At 69.5% G+C, this 17131-nt stretch carries 11 protein-coding genes; 7 read left to right on the top strand and 4 right to left on the bottom strand.

Annotated elements, in window-relative coordinates; all coding sequences use genetic code 11:
• Positions 1–120 precede the first annotated feature (120 nt).
• The 3 genes from RHM57_RS12420 (at position 121) to RHM57_RS12430 (ending at position 8108) form a co-directional block, all read left to right on the top strand.
• Entirely contained in the window at positions 121–909 is a 789-nt protein-coding gene (locus RHM57_RS12420; protein WP_322135314.1) for an N-formylglutamate amidohydrolase, read from the top strand.
• Between the two features lie 190 nt (positions 910–1099).
• A complete protein-coding gene (locus RHM57_RS12425) occupies positions 1100–1585 on the top strand; it encodes a DUF2510 domain-containing protein (protein WP_322140933.1) in 486 nt (161 codons plus the stop codon).
• A gap of 253 nt (positions 1586–1838) precedes the next feature.
• Positions 1839–8108 carry a DUF3320 domain-containing protein gene (locus tag RHM57_RS12430; protein ID WP_322140934.1) on the top strand — a complete coding sequence of 2090 codons (6270 nt, stop codon included), beginning with the start codon at positions 1839–1841 and terminating at the stop codon, positions 8106–8108.
• A gap of 107 nt (positions 8109–8215) precedes the next feature.
• Here the strand turns inward: RHM57_RS12430 and RHM57_RS12435 are convergent, their stop codons facing one another.
• The gene (locus tag RHM57_RS12435; protein ID WP_322140935.1) at positions 8216–9913 is read right to left on the bottom strand and encodes a GGDEF domain-containing protein; all 1698 of its coding nucleotides are present in this window, start codon (positions 9911–9913) and stop codon (positions 8216–8218) included.
• A 106-nt stretch (positions 9914–10019) separates the two neighbouring features.
• A complete protein-coding gene (locus tag RHM57_RS12440; protein WP_322135197.1) occupies positions 10020–11321 on the bottom strand; it encodes an ISL3 family transposase in 1302 nt (433 codons plus the stop codon).
• Positions 11322–11510: 189 nt separating this feature from the next.
• On the opposite strand from RHM57_RS12440, the gene RHM57_RS12445 reads away from it, so the two are divergent.
• From RHM57_RS12445 to RHM57_RS12455, 3 genes are all read left to right on the top strand, one after another.
• Positions 11511–11792 (top strand): glutaredoxin family protein, encoded by a 282-nt coding sequence (locus tag RHM57_RS12445; RefSeq protein ID WP_134449644.1) that lies wholly within the window; start codon positions 11511–11513, stop codon positions 11790–11792.
• Between the two features lie 3 nt (positions 11793–11795).
• Positions 11796–12014, top strand: coding sequence for a hypothetical protein (locus RHM57_RS12450; RefSeq protein ID WP_134449645.1), 219 nt, complete (start codon positions 11796–11798; stop codon positions 12012–12014).
• Positions 12015–12150: 136 nt separating this feature from the next.
• Entirely contained in the window at positions 12151–12498 is a 348-nt protein-coding gene (locus RHM57_RS12455) for a hypothetical protein (RefSeq protein ID WP_134449646.1), read from the top strand.
• Positions 12499–12521: 23 nt separating this feature from the next.
• On the opposite strand, the gene ppsA is transcribed toward RHM57_RS12455, so the two are convergent.
• Positions 12522–14912 (bottom strand): phosphoenolpyruvate synthase, encoded by a 2391-nt coding sequence (ppsA, locus tag RHM57_RS12460; protein ID WP_322135307.1) that lies wholly within the window; start codon positions 14910–14912, stop codon positions 12522–12524.
• A 423-nt stretch (positions 14913–15335) separates the two neighbouring features.
• On the opposite strand from ppsA, the gene RHM57_RS12465 reads away from it, so the two are divergent.
• On the top strand, positions 15336–16151 hold the full coding sequence (locus tag RHM57_RS12465; RefSeq protein WP_322135306.1) for an ice-binding family protein: 816 nt from the start codon (positions 15336–15338) through the stop codon (positions 16149–16151).
• Between the two features lie 149 nt (positions 16152–16300).
• Here the strand turns inward: RHM57_RS12465 and RHM57_RS12470 are convergent, their stop codons facing one another.
• Complete coding sequence (locus RHM57_RS12470) at positions 16301–16990, bottom strand: hypothetical protein (RefSeq protein WP_134449649.1); 690 nt, start codon at positions 16988–16990, stop codon at positions 16301–16303.
• Positions 16991–17131: the final 141 nt, after the last annotated feature.

Raw genomic sequence — 17131 nt, forward strand, 5'->3', positions numbered from 1 at the left:
CGCTGGGGTCCCAGGCCGGACAGTGCGCGATGCAGATGAGGAGGAGGAATCCCGAATGCCACTGGCGCCTGAGACCCTGAACTACTTCCGACCGGGAGCGCCACGGCCTGGAGGCACACGATGACCATCCACAGTGAGACCGCACTGTTCCGCGTGACCGATAACTCGGCGACGTCACCGGTGATCCTGCACTCACCCCACGGCGGTCGGGCCATCCCTGCGGAATACCTGTACTCCTACGTCATCTCCCCTGCCGAGTTGGAGGCGGAGAAAGACATCATGACCGACCACTTCACGGACGTTCTGGTCGAGTCGGTCACCGGTGCGAGCGCGGTCATCAACGGGCTGTCCCGCTTCGCCGTCGACGTGGAGAGGTTCCCAGGCGACAGCGAAGAGATGAACGCGGTGGGCATGGGCGTGCTCTACACGCACGGATCTCGCCGCCAGTTAATTCGCCGCGTGACCGCTGGCGACCGAGAACCACTGCTCGCTTACTTCGCCGAGTACTCGGCCCGCTTCACCGCGCTCGTCGACGTCACTCTGGCGCTCCACGGGCGGGCTGTGATCATCGACGTGCATTCCTACCCCGAGCATGAACTGCCCTATGAGCTGCACGGCGGCGGGTTTCGCGCACCGCTCTGCGTAGGATCGGACCCATTCCACGCATCCGCCGCCCTGCTCGGCGCGGTTGCCGAAAGCTTCTCCGGCCTCGAGACTCGGGCGAACACGCCCTTCGCCGGCGCCTACGTGCCGCTCACGCACTACCAAACGGATGCGCGGGTCAGCTCGGTCATGCTCGAGATCCGTCGAGACGTGTACCTGAACGAGGCCACGCTGGAGCTGAAGCCTACGGGCTTCGCCTCCCTCCAGGAGTCGCTGCAGGCTCTGGTGGACCGGCTGCATTTCTAGTCAGGTAAGGCCTTGGGGCGCCATGCGCGCTTCGTGTGCGGCAGCCCTCGACCCCACTGCGGGGGGAAATTTCGCCAGGCAAGCCAGCCACATGCCACTGGTCTTCGTTGACCTGATAGGCATGAATCGTGTACCAAACCTCAAACGCTGAGCGGATCGAGGACGGTACACCTATTCGCAAGGAGACCCCGTGACCGCGCCCGAAGCCGGATGGTACAACGACCCGAACGACACTCAGCAATTGAGATGGTGGAACGGTGTCAGCTGGTCAGAGCAACAACGCGACCGGATGCCGGCCCCCGTTCCCCCGCCCACTCCAGCGGAGGCACCAGCCCCGCCCATCGTGTACGCACCGGCGCCATACGTGCCGATGGCCAACCGCGGCCAGGGCGGCGGCACCCAGTTTCAATCACAGCCGAATCGGACGGAGAGGGATCGCATCGTCCGGCGGACCAATTCGTTCGCCTACACGGGCGCCGTCCTGTCCCTTGTCGGCATGCTCATCAACCCGTTCGGCATCCTCAGCGTTCTTGGAATCGTGTTTTCCTCGATCGGCCTGGCGCGAGCGAACGAATTGAGCGGTTCCAATCGGATCACGGGCCGGGGTACCGCGATCCTCGGCCTTGTCGTGGGCATTGTCGGGATCACCTTCATCGCCTACCGATTGATCAGTTAGACACCGGCTTCCACGAAGACCCAGGCGCCGTGAGGTGTCGCAGATCGACCTTCGCGGCACCTGCGAACATCGATGTGCGACACCTCACGAGCGTGGAGCAGCGAGCGAATGAGTTGCCGGGGTGCAAGGCGGCCGACAGTCCAGCGGCATCGGCGACGGTGTCAGACCCACCCCCTACAATCGGGTCAGCGCTTCGACGTGATCCGGCGACTGTCAGTGTCGCCGTGACGCCTCGCTGCACGAAGGGGAATCCGTGGACCAGATTGACTCTGAGACCGAAGGTGCTGAAGCCACTACGGCCGTGACCGCAGGTGCCCCGGCTGCCGCAGCCGCGGCAGCCGCCCGCATCGGGATCAGCTCGGTGCCGTTCCTCTCCTATGCAATGGCGCACTGCCGGGTTCCGGTCGTCGACGAGATCGTGATCGAGAACCTCGCAGGGGAGCAGCGCGCGGCAACCCTTGAGGTCGAGGTGACGAGCGCTTCCGGGTCGCTCGGCGCCCCACGGGTCGTCATCGTGGACCTCGGCGCGGGGCAGAGCACGACCCTGCGCACCGTCGAGCTCGTGCTCGACCCGGCGCTCATGCTCGCGGTGGAGGAGCAGCGGCCGGGGTCGATCCGCGCCACCCTGCGCGACGCCGCAGGCACCCTGCTCGCCGAGACGAGTGCGGAGGTGCAGATCCTCGCGTCCAGCCAGTGGATCGCCACTCCCCTGCACCTCGGCCTCGAACTCCTCGCCGCGCACGTGCAGCCCAATGCCGCCGCGATCGCCCCGCTGCTCGTCGAGGCGAGCGACCTGCTGCAGCAGCGCACCGGGGACTCCGCGCTCAGCGGGTACCAGTCCGAGAGCCCCGAGCGGGTCGACGCCGTGGTCGAGGCGATCTACGACGCGATGGCCGCCCGGGACATCCGCTACGCGATGCCGCCGGCGAGCTGGGGCACAACCGGGCAGAAGGTGCGCACGCCCGCCGAGGTGCTCGAGGGCCGGCTCGGCACCTGCCTCGACACCACCGTCACCCTCGCCGCCGCCCTCGAACAGGCCGGCCTCAACTCCACGCTCTGGCTGCTCGAGGGGCACATCTTCCTCGGCTACTGGCGGGTCGACTCGGCGCTCGGCGCCGTCGCCCACACGGATGTCGCCGACATCGTCAACCTCGTCGACCTCGGTTCGATCGGGCTCGTTGAAACGACGGGTGTCACGGGCGGGTCTGCGTCGATGCCGTTCGCGGAGGCGCGGCGGAGCCCGCACACGCAATACCTCGCCGCGGGACTGGAGAAGTTCCTGGGCGTGACCGACGTGCGCACCGCGCGGCAGTCGCGGATCTGGCCGCTGCCGAGCCGCTCCGTCGGGCCCGACGGCGCGGTCACCGTGACGGTGTACCAGGCGGGGGCCGGTCCGGTCATCGCTCCGTATTATGCGCGGGATGGGTCGGCGGTTGCTTCGAACGCTCCCGAAGCGACCCCGGTGCCGCCGCGGGTCACCCAGTGGAAGAACGCGCTGCTCGACCTGAGCCTGCGCAACAAGCTGATCAACTACACCGACCGGTCCGGCTACCCGCTCTTCGTGCCGGGGCCGGCCGTCGCCCGCCTCGAGGACGCCATCAACGCCGGCACGCCGATCACCCTCGTGCCGGCCGACGCGGTGCCGAACGTGGATCGGGCCAGGGGCATCCGCTTCGGGAAGGACCTGCCCGAGCAGACCCGCGAACTGATGCTCGCCGACAAGAAGGGCGCGTTCGTGGATATCACGGAGGCGTCGTACACGAGCAAGCTGCGCTACCTCGCCAACAAGGCCCGCACGATCGTGGAGGAGACCGGCGCGAACAACCTCTACCTCACGTTCGGGATGCTGCACTGGCGGTTCAACGACCGGGAGTTGCGGTCGCCGCTCGTGCTGATCCCGGTGAACATGACAAGCGCGAGCCGCGGCTCCTCGTACCGGCTGACGATCGACGAGGCCGGGGCGTCCACGCCGAACTACTGCCTGCTCGAGAAGCTGCGGGCGAGCTTCGGGCTCGAGATCGCCGGGCTCTCGGCCCCCGGGGAGGACGCCTCGGGCATCGACCTCGGCGCCGCGTTCACTGCGGTGCGGGAGGCGATCGCGGAGGCCGGGCTGCCGTTCCGGGTCGAGGAGACCGTGGAGCTCTCCATTCTGCAGTTCGCGAAGTTCCGGCTCTGGAAGGACCTCGACGAGAACTGGGAGGCGCTGTCGCAGAACAGTCTCGTCGCGCATCTGATCAACACGCCGCTGGATGCCTATGCCGACCCGGTCGCCGCGGCGGGCGCCGGCGGGGGCGGGGCGTGGAGCCTGGCGCAGCCGACGGCGTCTCCGACGGGTTCCGCCTCGGGCGGTACGGGTGTCTCAGTCGGCACGCCCGGCTCGCCCGTCGACCTCGACGCGCTCGGCGGCTCCGTGCCGGTGCCGGCGGACTCCTCTCAGCTCGAGGCGGTCGCCGAGGCCACGGCCGGCCGCACCTTCGTGCTCGAAGGCCCGCCCGGAACCGGCAAGTCGCAGACCATCACCAACCTGCTCGCCCGCGCCCTCGCCGACGGCAAGCGCGTGCTCTTCGTCGCCGAGAAACGCGCCGCCCTCGACGTCGTGAAGAAACGCCTCGAAAGCGTGGGACTCGGCGACTTCTCCCTCGACCTCCACGACAAGGGCGCCCGCCCCGCCGCCGTGCGCGCCCAGATCAAGGCGGCCCTCGAGCTGCACATCGACCCCGACCTCGCCGCCCTCGCCGCGAACCGCGAGGCCGCCGCCGCCAGCCGCGGCACCCTCGCCCGCTACGCCGACCGGCTGCACGAGTCCAACGCGGCCGGCCTCTCCCTCTACTCCGCCCGCACCCACGCCCTCGCAGCGGATGCCTCGGTCGAGCCGCTCGTCATCCCCGGCCCGCTCGTGGGCGGGTCCCCCGCTCCCGTGTTCGACGAGCTGCGGCACGTGCTGCGGCAGCTGCCCGAGGTGTCCGACCTCGCCCGGCCGAGCGCCGCGCACCCCTGGGGCTTCGTCGACGAGCGGCTCGGGCGCGGAGCCGGCGCCGGGTCCGGCACGGCCGAGTCCGCCGCCGAGGCGGTGCGGGCGGCCCGCGCCGTCGGCACGGTCTCCACCGGTCCGTCCTCCGGCGGCGTCTCGACCGCTGGTGCCGCCGGTGCCGAGTCCCTGGCCGCCGGCTCGTCGCCGTCGACCGGCATCGCCATCGCGCTGCGCACCGCCGCGATCCACGCGGCCGGGCGCGCCTTCGACGACGCCCTCCTCGCGGGGCAAGCCGCCGGCTTCGACCTCGACACCCTGAACCGGATGCCCTCGGCCGCCCTCGCCGGGGAATGGCGCGACCTCGCCGCCGCGCCCCGGCACCCCGTCAGCGCGGTCGACACCCTGCACACCCCCGAGTGGCGGGCCTTCATCGCCGGCCTCGAGAAGCACCTCACGGCGCTGCGGGCGTCGCGTCCGGACTGGCTGACCCGGGTCGCGCCGACCGTGCTCTCCCGTGACGTGCCCGGGATCCACGCGGCGGCCCTCGCCGCGGATGCCGCCGGGTTCTTCGGCCGCAAGGCCAAGCGCCGCGCGGTGCTCGCGCAGGTCGCCGATGCGCTCACCGGCGACGCGGCATCCGCCCCGGAGAAGGCCGTGCCCCTCAAGACGCTCTCGACGCTCACCGCGGCCCTCGCCGCCGCGCACGCCGAAGCGCAGGGCCTGCGCGACGCCGCACTCACCCTGCCGGTGCCGCTCGTGGACGCGCGGTGGAACCCGTTCGTGCCGGCCGACGCCGAGGACCTCGCGACCGGCCTGGCCTGGCTCGGCTGGCTCGGCGACGCGCTCAACCGGCGCGCGCCCGCGGCCGCAGCAGAGGTACCCACCCACACCGCCGACCTGCGCGCCTACTACTCCTCGACCCCGCTCGGCGCCGGCCAGGAGCCGCTCACCGCCCTCGCCGCGGCCTGGCAGACCCTCGACACCGCCGCCGACGTGCAGCCCGCCGACCGCGCCCGCTGGGCCGGCGACCTCGGCTTCATCGCCCGCTGGTGGGCGACCCGGGCCGCGCGCACGGTCGAGTCCTCCCAGCCCGTCGTGCTCGAACGCTGGCTCGCCCTCGTGCGTCACCTCGAGCCGCTGCGGCGCCACGGGCTCACCGACGCCCGCGCCGCGCTGCTGGCCGGCAGCATCCCGGCCGAAGATGCCGCGCTCGCGTTCGACAAGGGCCTCGCCATCGCCTCGATCACCGAACGCGAGGACGCGACCGCCCTCGGCGACTTCAACCTCGTGGCGCACAGCAAAACGATCACGCGGTTCACCGCGAGCACGCACGCGGTGCGCGGCGAACTCCCCCGGGCCATCCCGGCCGAGGTGCTCGGCCTCCGCCGCTTCGACACGAACCTGGCCTCTGGGCAGGTCGGCGGCCTGCGCCGCCAGCTCGACCGGCAGCGCGGCGGCATGAGCGTGCGCGCGCTACTCGAGAACTACGGCGACCTGATCACCCAGGTGATGCCGTGCACCCTGATGAGCCCGGAATCCGTCGCCCGGTTCTTCCCCGCTCACGCGGCCCTGTTCGACATCGTCGTGTTCGACGAGGCCTCGCAGATCCGGGTGGCGGATGCGATCGGGGCGATGGGACGGGCGGCGTCCGTGGTCGTGGTGGGCGACAGCAAGCAGATGCCGCCGACGAGCTTCGCCGAGACGAGCGCGAACATCGACGACGAGGGTGACGCCGGTTTCGACGGCGACGACGGCCTGCTCGGTGCGGTCGCGGACGAGGAGTCGATCCTCACCGAGTGCGTGCAGGCGCGGGTGCCGAGCAAGTGGTTGTCGTGGCACTACCGCAGCCAGGACGAGTCACTCATCGCGTTCAGCAACCACTACTACTACGAGAGCCGGCTGTCGTCGTTCCCGGCGCCCGCGTCGAGCGCCATCGCCGACCACGGCGTCTCCCTCGTGCGCGTCGACGGCCAGTTCGAGCGGTCGGGGCGCGGCACGGCGCTTCGCACCAACCCGGTCGAGGCCCGCGCGATCGTCGACGACATCGAGCGCCGCTTCCAGGCCTCGCCCGGGGTCTCCCCCTCGGTCGGCGTGATCACCTTCAACGCCCAGCAGCGCAACCTCATCGAGAACCTGCTCCGCGACAGCGAGGACGAGCGCATCGCCCTCGCCCTGGACGAGATCGATGGCCTCTTCGTCAAGAACCTCGAGAATGTGCAGGGCGACGAGCGCGACAGCATCCTCTTCTCGATCGCGTTCAGCGCGAACGAGAAGGGTGTCGTCCCGCTCAACTTCGGGCCGCTCTCCCGGGCGGGCGGCGAGCGCCGCCTCAACGTGGCGATCACCCGTGCGCGGCGACAGGTGGTGCTCTATGCGAGCTTCGACCCGGCAGTGCTGCGCGCCCAGGACACCAGCTCGGTCGGCATCAAACACCTCAAGGCCTACCTCGAGATGGCGGGCGCCGAGGCGTTGAGCACGGATGTCCGCCGCACGTCCACCGTGGACCGGCACCGCGACGACATCGCGGCCGCACTCCGCGCCGCGGGGCACGTCGTGCAGACCGACGTCGGGCTCTCCGACTTCCGGGTAGACCTCAGCCTCGCCTCGGCAACGGACCCGGGTCGGCCGCTCGTCGCGGTGCTGCTCGACGGGCCGAACTGGCGTGCGCGGCGCACGGTCTCCGACCGCGACGGCCTGCCCGTGGACGTGCTGCAGGGCATCATGCGCTGGCCGGGCGTCGAGCGGGTCTGGCTGCCCGAGTGGCTGCACCACCGCGACGAGACGGTCGCCCGGCTCGCGGGGGCGGTCGAGGCCGCGACTGAAGCTGCAGCCGCGGCCGACGTGGCCAGGGAGCTGGACCTCCCCGCGGGCGTCGAGCCCGCAGCAACCATCACCGAAACGCCACGGGATGCACCCGAGGTACTCGTCGCATCCCGCGCGGTGTCCGCCCCGACTGTACCGTTGGCCAACACGAGTGCGACCACGAGTTACCTCGCGCTCGACTACGCCGAGTGGTCCCCCGGGCGTCTCGGCACGGTCGACGTGCTCGACGCCTTGCCGCGGACCGCGGCCGCGGCGAACGTGCAGTCCGCGATTCGTGCGGCGGTCACGGCCGAGGGGCCGATCCACAGCGCCCGGCTGACCAAGCTCGTGGCAGGGGCGTTCGGGCTCGACCGGGTGAACCAGGCGCGGGCGGCATCCATCGTGCGGTGCGTGCCCGCGGACTTGACGCTCGGCGCCGACGAGCCGTTCTACTGGCCCGAGTCGATCGACCCGACCGGTTGGCAGGGCGCCCGACGCACCCCGCCCGGCGTCACCCGATCCCTCGAGCACGTGCCGCTCGTGGAGATCGCGAACGCGATGCGCCTCGCGGCCGAGGCCGCCGCCGGCATCGACGACACTGAGCTCAAGCGGGAGGCCCTCGCCTTCTTCGGCGGGCGGAGCACCCGCGGAACCGTCGGCATCCGTCTCGACGCGGCCCTGGGACTCGCCCTGGATTCCGGTCGCCTCACCCTCACCCCCGCCGGCCTCCTCCGCCCCGGCTCCCACTAGCCGCCACGCTGGCATCCGCTCGCCCACTCGCCCACTCGACCACCCCGTGAGGTGTCGCAAATCGACCTTCCTAGTGCCCTCAAACGTCGATGTGCGACACCTCACGGCTACTGCGGGGCGGACTCGACGCGGTTGCGGCCGGCGCGCTTGGCCTCGTAGAGGGCCTTGTCGGCGCGGGCGAGCCAGTGGGCGGTGCGTTCGCCGGTGTTCCGCACGGCCAGGCCGATGCTCACGGTGCAGCGCAGGCCCGGGGCGACGTCGTCCCAGCGGAAGCCACTCACCGCATCGAGCAGGCGCTCGCAGGCCTTCGCGGCGTCGGCCGGGGTCGCGTCGCCGAACACCAGCAGGAATTCCTCGCCGCCGAGCCGTACCGCGAGGTCGCTGTCGCGGATGGCAGCCGTCAGGATCGTGCCCATCGCGGCCAGCACCCGGTCGCCCGTGGCGTGCCCGTGCGCGTCGTTCACCCGTTTGAAGTGGTCGAGGTCCACCATCGCCGCGCAGAGCGGCTGCGCGCGGTCGTGCGCCCGGCGCATCAGCGCGGGCAACTGCCGGTCGAGCGCTCGCCGGTTCGGCAACAGGGTGAGCGGGTCGGTGTGGGCCTGCTGGTCGAGCTTCTCCGCACGGATGCGCAGCACCTGTGCTTCGAGCTGCGACCGCTCCGTCTCGTGGCGGGCCTGTTCGATCTCGAGAGTGTTGATCAGCATCCGGGATTGCAGCCCCGCCGTCTGCCGAGTGAGGCGCAGGGTCAGCTCGTGCAGCTTTTCGGCGTGGTCGAGGGCGAACTTGAAGTGGCCGCGCTCCTTGTACATCTCCCCGAGCGCACGATGCAGCCGGGTGAGCCGCGCGGGATCGTCCTCGATGAAGGGATCGGCCAGCTGGGCGACCATCATCGCGGTCGCCTCGTCAATGCGTCCCTCTGCACGCAGGAGCTCGGCGAGCTGGGCGTCATTGTCGAGTTCGAGATTCCGGTAGCCGTTCGCCGCCGCGAGGCGCTTGGACAGCCCGACCTGTTCGCGCGCTTCGCCGTACCGGCGGAGCTCGATCAGGATGCTCACGAGGTTGGTGCGCGCGATCGTCTCCCAGAAGACGTGTCCCTGGCCCTGGGCGAGCGCCGCGCCCTGCTGCACATTGTCGAGTGCCTCTCGGAGGGCATCCGCCGGGTCGAGGCCCTGGGCGCTCTGGGTCTTGGCGAGCTCGAGGCAGGTGTCGCCGAGGTTGTTGAGTCCGGCGAATCTGGCCTCGGCGTCCTCGAGCAGCCGCGACAGGTCGAGCGCCTGGCGGCCCAGTTCGAGGGCGCGCTGCGCGTCGGCCATACCCACGTGCACCATCGAGGACCGGCTGAGCGCCCAGAATTCGGCGAGCTTGCTGCCGCTCGCCCGCGCCGCGGAGAGCGCGCCGAGCACGTGGCGCAGCGCGGGTTCGTGCAGGCCGGACTCATGGAACGCGAGCGCCAGGGTGCAGTGCACCTGCGACTGCCGCAGCAGTTCGCCCGTGTCGACCAGGTATTCGAGGGCGAGCAGCCCGTGACGAACGGATGCCTCGACCTCGCCCAGCCGCAACCGGTGCAGTGCGAGCAGCTCGCGGGCCTGCGCGCACTCGGCCGGGGTGATCCCGAAGGTCGCGAGCACCTGTTCGGCCTGCGCCGCGCCGTCCAGGTGCCGGCCGTCGGCGCGCGAGAGTTCGCACGCGGCGAGGAGTGCCGCCGTCGAATACGGTGCGGGTGTCGGTGCGGGCGTCGGTGCGGTACTGCGAACGGGCGCTGCCGAAGATGCCCGCACCTCCGGTGCTGCCGCCTTCGAGTCCACCTTCAGCCCCCCGACTGTCTGTCGCTCTTTCGAACATAACAGGGCACCCGGCCCGATTCGGCCGGAAAAAAGCCCCAAAAAGGGGCTCTCCTGACTCTTCCGTGGGTTAGTCCCGGCCGGGAAGCACGGGTTTGTGCCCGCCGAGGCTGAGCATTGCGAGGGCGATGAGGGCCTCGGGTGATTTGAAGCCGAACGCGATGCGGGTCATGAGGCGGATCTTGGTGTTCATGGATTCGACGCGGCCGTTGGAGAGGCTGTGCTCGATGGAGGCCAGGATCGCGGTGCGGTGTTTCACGATGCTCTTCTGCAGTTTCACGAAGGACGGGATGCGGCAGCGGCGAGCCCAACCAACCCATTTGTCGAGAGCTTCGGTCGCTTCCTCGAGAGGCAGTTTGAAGATCACACGGAGGCCTTCCTTCAGGTAGTACGCCCGAGCCAGCCGGGGGTCGGTCTGCACGATCCAGGCGAGCTTCGTTTGTTGCTTCTCGGTCAGGTTTTCCGGGTTCTTCCAAAGCGCGTATCGGCAGTTCTTGATGCCCGTCGCCCGGGCGCTGTCTGGGCGTGCCGGGGCGTCGGCTGGGGGCCGGCCGCGAGTGCGTCGGGCATCGTTGTGCCGGGCGGCTTTGCGGGCCTCGTTCCACGCGCCCCGGCGGACTTCATCGAGGGCCTCGGTGGCCCATTTCACGACGTGGAACGGATCAGCGCAGCGAACAGCGTTCGGCGCTCGTTCCGCGACAACACTGGCGATCCAGGCCGCACCGTCCGCGGAAACATGCGTGATCAGTGCCGAACGCTCCGGCCCCAACGCATCAAAAAACGTCTCGAGGGTGGCCTTGTCCTGGCCTGGTGCCGCCCAGACGAGACGGCCAGAATCGTGGTCCACGACGCAGGTCAAGTACTTGTGGCCGCGCTTGTAACTGATCTCGTCAATCCCGATCCGGGTGAGGCCCGCGAACTGGTCGAACTGCTTCTCCGTATCTGCCCAAACCCGGGTGATGATCGCGCCCACGGTGCGCCACGCGATGCGCATCAGCACGGTGATGGCGGACTTGGATGTTTGCGTGGCCAGCCACGCGACCTGGTCATCGAAGAACAAAGTGTGCCCGCTCTGATGCCGGGCCCACGGCACGGCGGCGACCGTCACGCCATGCACCCGGCAGCTCACCCGCGGCGCCGCAGCTTCTAAGTGGATTTGCACCGAGCCGGCGTCCAGGGATCGCCAGCGGCGCCGCCCGTCACCGGCGTCGTAGCGCGGGCAGCGCTTCCGGCAGGCCCCGCACCGGTTCCGCATCGATGCCGTTGGGCGCACCGACGCGACCAGCATGCCCGTATCCGCGTCGAGATCGACCGCTTCGACGATGGTTTTGTCGACTCCGAGCAGAGTCCGCCATAGTGTTGAGTTTTGCACGCCGTTTTCTCGTCCCTGTGTTTCTTGCCTTTGTCAGTTAGAAACCTAGACGGAGAGCGGCGTGCACTCGTTAAGGCGCTCGGAAACCACCCACGGTAACGTCAGGAGAGCCCAAAAAGGGCGAACCTATGATCCGCCCCTGTCCGTCCCTGCAGACGGATACCCAGCGCGGCCACGTAAGATCGGCGGATGACCGCAGCGACAGCATCCGTGCCCCTCGACCCCCGCATCACCCTGTTCGGCGCGGAGTGGTGCGGCGACTGCCGCCGCTCGAAGAAGGTGCTCGACGGACTCGAACTCGACTACGACTACGTCGACCTCGAGGCCGTCGCGGACGGCGCCGACCGCGCCCACGCGATCAGTGGACGCACCCGGATCCCCGTGATCGTGTTCCCCGACGCGAGCCACCTCGTCGAGCCGAGCGACGCCGACCTGCGCGCGAAACTCGCCCAGTTCTCCGTGGAGGCCTGAGCCATGCGCAGCCTCAAGGACTGGACATTTTCGATGTGCGGGATCGCCGGTTTCGTCTGCTGTGCGATCGCCCTCGGGGTTCTCTACTTCAACGCCGTGAACCACAACGCCTTCGTAAGCGTGGCGGTTCCGGTGGCGATCGTCGCCCTCGCCGCCGGCGGAATCGCCACCGCCAGGGCCCGCTGGCTCTGGACCAGCGGCCGAGGCAACCAGCGCCGCTGACGCCCGCTGGACCGGCGACAGCCACACCACCCACTCCACACTGACGCCCGGCGCCACCCGACCCGGCGTCACCCGCTCGGGGCCGTTTCCCCATCGCCGCTGCCGCGCTACGATGCCACGGAGACGGGGAGGCATCATGAGTGACACTGGCCAGGACAAGCGCATCGAACGCTTCGGGAGTGACGAGGACATTGCGAACGCCGAGGCGGCGAAGCGGCAGGACGCGAAGGATGCGCGGGTGCGACTGCTGCGCAGCAAGGCGGCCGTCGCCCGGTCGGAGGCCGATGCGATCGAGGCCATGCACCTCGACCCGGACACCCTCGAGGACCTCCTTGAGAGCTCCAGCCCGCTCGAGGCGCGCCGGTTGGAGAAGTCGGAGCACGCGATCAGCCAGCGGGTGACCAAGGCGAAGGCCGCGGCCGAGGCAGCCGAGTACGAATACGAGCAGGCCGTGCTCGAGCAGTACGACGACAGCAAGGGCTGACGCCGCACCGCAGGAGCCGGCCGTCATACGGTGTCGAGCAGCCCCTCGGCCTCGGCGACTATGCCCGCCGTCTTCAGGAAGCTGTCCGGATTGAGCGAGATCGAATCGATGCCCTCGCGCACCAGGAAGGCCGCGAAGTCCGGGTAGTTGCTCGGCGCCTGCCCGCAGATGCCGATCTTGATCCCGGCGGCGTGAGCCTTGCGAATGGCCTCGCTGATCATCCGCTTGACCGCTTCGTCACGTTCGTCGAAGAGGCCGGCGAGTTCACCGGCGTCCCTGTCGACGCCGAGCACGAGCTGGGTGAGGTCGTTCGACCCGATCGAGAAGCCGTCGAACCGGGTCGCGAACTCCTCGGCGAGGATCACGTTCGCGGGGATCTCGCACATCATGTACACCTGCAGGCCGTTCTCGCCGCGGGTCAGCCCGTTCGCGGCCATCACCGCGAGCACCTTGTCGGCTTCGGCCACGGTGCGGCAGAACGGCACCATCACGATCACGTCGGTGAAGCCGATCTCCTCGCGCACCCGCTTGATCGCCCGGCATTCGAGCGCGAACCCCTCACGGTAGCGGTCGTCGTAGTAGCGGGAGGCGCCGCGGAAGCCGATCATCGGGTTCTCCTCGGTGTGCTCGAACGCTCCGCCACCGAGCAGGTGCGCGTACTCATTGGTCTTGAAGTCGCTCATCCGCACGATCACCGGGTCGGGGTAGTACGGCGCGGTGAGCTTCGCGATGCCGAGCGCGAGGGTCTGCACGAAGTACTCCTGCGGGTCGGCGAAGCCGCGGGTGCGTTCGTGGATGCGCCGGAGCGCGGCCCGGTCGGTGACCCGCTCCGGGTGCACGAGCGCCATCGGGTGGATGGTGATCAGGTTGTTGATGATGAACTCCATCCGGGCCAGGCCGACGCCCGCGGCCGGCAACCGCCACCACTCGAACGCGGCGGCGGGGCTCGCGATGTTCACCATCAGCTTCGTGCGCGTCATCGGCACCGTGCCGAGGTCCACCTCCTCGGTCTCGAAGTCGAGGGTGCCTGCGTAGACGAAGCCCTCGTCGCCCTCTGCACAGGAGAGCGTGATCTCGGCGCCGTTGTGGATCAGGTCGGTTCCGGTGCCGGTGCCGACGACCGCTGGCACGCCGAGCTCCCTGCTGACGATCGCGGCGTGACTGGTCGGCCCGCCGTGGTCGGTCACGATGCCCGATGCCCGGGTCATGATCGGCACCCAGTCGGGGTCGGTCATCTCGGTGACGAGGATCGCGCCGTCGATGAAGTTGTCGATGTCGGCCGGGTCGCGGATCACGCACGCGGTTCCGGTCGCGATGCTGTCACCGATCGCGACGCCGGAGACGATGAGGGGCCCGCTCTCGAGCAGCCTGCTCACGGTGAAGACGGTGCCGCTCGCCTGCGATTGCACCGTCTCCGGCCGCGCCTGCACCATGTACAGCTCCTGGGTGACGCCGTCCCTGGCCCACTCCATGTCCATCGGCCGGCCATAGTGGTCTTCCACGATCACGGCCCAGCGGGCAAGCTGCACGATCTCAGTGTCGCTCAGCACGAACGCGTTCCGCTCCCGCAGCGGAGTGTCGATCACCCGGGTACGGGCGCTGCCGCCGGCGGCGTAGACCATCTTGGTCGCCTTGGCGCCGAGGGTCTTCTCGATGATCGGGGTCAGCCCGGGGTCGGCGAGCAGCGCCTTGAACACGAGGTACTTGTCGGGGTCGACGGCGCCCTGCACCACGGTCTCGCCGAGTCCCCAGGCCGCGCTGATCACGGCGGCACCCGGGAACCCGGTGTCGGTGTCGATCGAGAACATCACCCCGGACCCGCCCAGGTCGGAGCGGATCATCCGCTGCACCCCGATCGAGAGTGCCACGTCGAGGTGGTCGAAGCCCTTGACTTCGCGGTAGCTGATCGCCCGGTCGGTGAACAGGCTCGCATAACAGCGGCGGCAGGCGGCGAGCAGGTCCCGCTCCCCCGTCACGTTCAGGAAGGTCTCCTGCTGCCCGGCGAAGCTCGCGTCCGGCAGGTCTTCCGCGGTCGCGCTGCTCCGCACCGCCACGGCGAGGTTCTGCTGCCCGGAGCGGGCAGACAGTTCCCGGTAGGCCGAGCGGATGCCCGCGGCCGTGTCCTCGGGGAATTCCCCGTTCAGGAACAACTCGCGCAGGCTCTCGCCCGTGACCCGCAGAGTCGCCTCTCCGGAGTGGTAGCTGTCGAGGGCCTGGCGCAGGGCCGACTCGATCCCGTTCTCCGTGATGAACGCGCGGTAGGCATCCGCCGTCGTCGCGAAACCGTCGGGCACCCGCACCCCCTGGCCGGAGAGCGAGCCGACCATTTCGCCGAGGGAAGCGTTCTTCCCGCCGACCTGGGGGATGTCGGCGAGGCCGATCTCTTCGAACCAGACCACATGACGCTCTGACATGACGACTCCTGACGCGACCTCGAAAGCCGCGACCCGGCGTCTCGTGGCGCCGACGGCATCCGCTCTCGGCAACCTACTGCTAGGTCAGGGCAGCGGCTAGTGCCCCAGGTGTCGAGGGCGCAGGGGTGCGCCGGCGCCGGGTGTTCCTCGCGAATTCACCCGGACAGCACTCCCCGGTCCAGGGCCGACGGATTCTGGCCCTAGTCTGGGGGTTAGACAGATTCGATTCGTTGGATTCCAGCTACTGAGGGCACCTGTTCCAGGTGCGGTACCCGTCTGCCCCGGTGGCTGGAGAGGTGCATTCCCGGCACACTTCCGCCAGCGAGCGTAACCCGGATGGAGCTCCGGGGACCGCCGCGTGCGACGGCCCTGCCCCGGCTCCGCAGTCGCGGACCCGGGCTGACGGGAACAAAGGGAATCACCATGACTGCATTCGACCAGACACCCACCGAAACCAGTACCACCACGCCGGCCAGGAAGTGGCTGCCCGTCCTCCTGGTCGCGATCGCCCTCGCGGCGGTCGGCACGGTCGGCGCCACCACCACCGGGGCCAGCTCCGCCTCCGCCGCCGTCCCGGTCGGCTCCGTGCGCGCGCCCGTCTCGCTCGGCCTCGCCGGCACCTTCGCAATCCTCTCCAAGACGGGCGTGACGGATGTCTACGCCTCGGCCATCACGGGAAACGTCGGGGCGAGCCCCATCACCGGTGCCGCCATCCACCTGAGCTGCCCCGAGGTGACGGGCCTGATCTACTCCGTGGATGCCGCGGGCCCCGCCTGCGAGATCACCGCCCCGAGCCTGCTCACGACCGCCGTCGGCGACATGGGCACCGCGTACACCGATGCCGCCGGTCGCACCCTGCCGGATGCGATCGACCTCGGCGCCGGCGAGATCGGCGGCCTCACCCTCGCTCCCGGGCTCTACAAGTGGAACACCGGCGTGACGATCACGAGTGACGTCACCCTCAACGGCGGCCCGACCGACGTGTTCATCTTCCAGATCTCGGGGAACATCACCCAGGCATCCGCCACCCGGGTCACCCTCACCGGCGGCGCGCTCGCGAAGAACGTCTTCTGGCAGGCTGCCGGGTCCGTCGCGGTCGGCACGACCGCGCACTTCGAGGGCACCGTCCTCGGCAAGTCCCTCGTCGCCCTGAAGACCGGCGCGACGGTCGACGGTCGCCTGCTGTCGCAGACCGCGGTCACCCTGCAGAAGAACACGGTCACCGAGCCCGCCCTGTAGACGGACGCCGCGGCATCCGCTGCGGTGAGCCTACGGGTCTGCACACCAAGAAAGGCCCGCACAACAGGAAAGGCCCGGAGCGGCGATTTCGCCGTTCCGGGCCTTTCTGGCGTGCCGGCGTGCGGTGCCGGCGCTTGTTCATGCAGTTGTTACATGCGCTTGAAGATCGCCACCGGGATCGACTGGTGCACGATCTGGGTGACGGTCGCGCCGCCGCCGGCCGTGGCCTCACCGGCGATCGTCATCGCGAAGTCGAGGGTCAGGCCGTAGGTGTCCGGCGTCAGCACGCCGATCGAGTTGGACTCGAGCTGGAAGCCGCCCTTCGGCGAGGTGACGAGCAGCCCGCCGGGGCCCGTGAGCGCCTCGGGGTCGAGCGTTGCGGCGATCGGGTTCACGTTGAGCACGAACGGCGTCGTGCTCGCGCCGCTCGCCGTGGTCGTCGTTGCGGTGACCGTGACGTTGGACATGTAGACGTGGCGCTTGGTACCGAAAGCCGCCTCAGGCGCCTGCGAGCGATCGAAGACGCTGATCACGAACGAGAAACGCTTGTCGCTGTCCGTGTACCACTCGTGGGTCTTCTGCTCCGTCCACATGTCGAGCTGGAGCTCGAGCTGGGGCGCGAGCTGGATCGTCGGGTGGATCGAGCCCATGTCGGTGAAGACGGAGTTGAAGACGAGCGGAGTAGCGGTGGCCGTCGGTGCGGCGGAGGCCGAGACCTGGCTGGCCTGGTCGATCGGCGCGAAGCCAACGAGGGCGGCGACGCTTGTGCATGAGGTGAGGGTAAGGGACAGAACGGCGACACCGGTGACGGCAGCAATTCGGGTAAACCAGTGGGACATGGTGGAACTTTCGGGTCGGGTAGCCGTCTGCATTAATATGCTGAACACATAGTGGCATACGCGGGGGGCCCGTGTCCCCTTTTTAGGGGACTTATTCTCGGCGGGTATCGGACCATGCCCCCCGGGATGCCACCCATTCAG

The sequence above is a fragment of the Cryobacterium sp. 10S3 genome, assembly GCF_034344045.1.
Classification (GTDB): Bacteria; Actinomycetota; Actinomycetes; order Actinomycetales; family Microbacteriaceae; genus Cryobacterium; species Cryobacterium glucosi.

What these genes read in the sequence shown, in the direction of transcription:
- RHM57_RS12470 (WP_134449649.1), bottom strand. Translation starts at nt 16,990, where the DNA reads ATGTCCCACTGGTTTACCCGAATTGCTGCCGTCACCGGTGTCGCCGTT.
- RHM57_RS12455 (WP_134449646.1), top strand. Translation starts at nt 12,151, where the DNA reads ATGAGTGACACTGGCCAGGACAAGCGCATCGAACGCTTCGGGAGTGAC.
- RHM57_RS12450 (WP_134449645.1), top strand. Translation starts at nt 11,796, where the DNA reads ATGCGCAGCCTCAAGGACTGGACATTTTCGATGTGCGGGATCGCCGGT.
- RHM57_RS12445 (WP_134449644.1), top strand. Translation starts at nt 11,511, where the DNA reads ATGACCGCAGCGACAGCATCCGTGCCCCTCGACCCCCGCATCACCCTG.
- ppsA (WP_322135307.1), bottom strand. Translation starts at nt 14,912, where the DNA reads ATGTCAGAGCGTCATGTGGTCTGGTTCGAAGAGATCGGCCTCGCCGAC.
- RHM57_RS12465 (WP_322135306.1), top strand. Translation starts at nt 15,336, where the DNA reads ATGACTGCATTCGACCAGACACCCACCGAAACCAGTACCACCACGCCG.
- RHM57_RS12420 (WP_322135314.1), top strand. Translation starts at nt 121, where the DNA reads ATGACCATCCACAGTGAGACCGCACTGTTCCGCGTGACCGATAACTCG.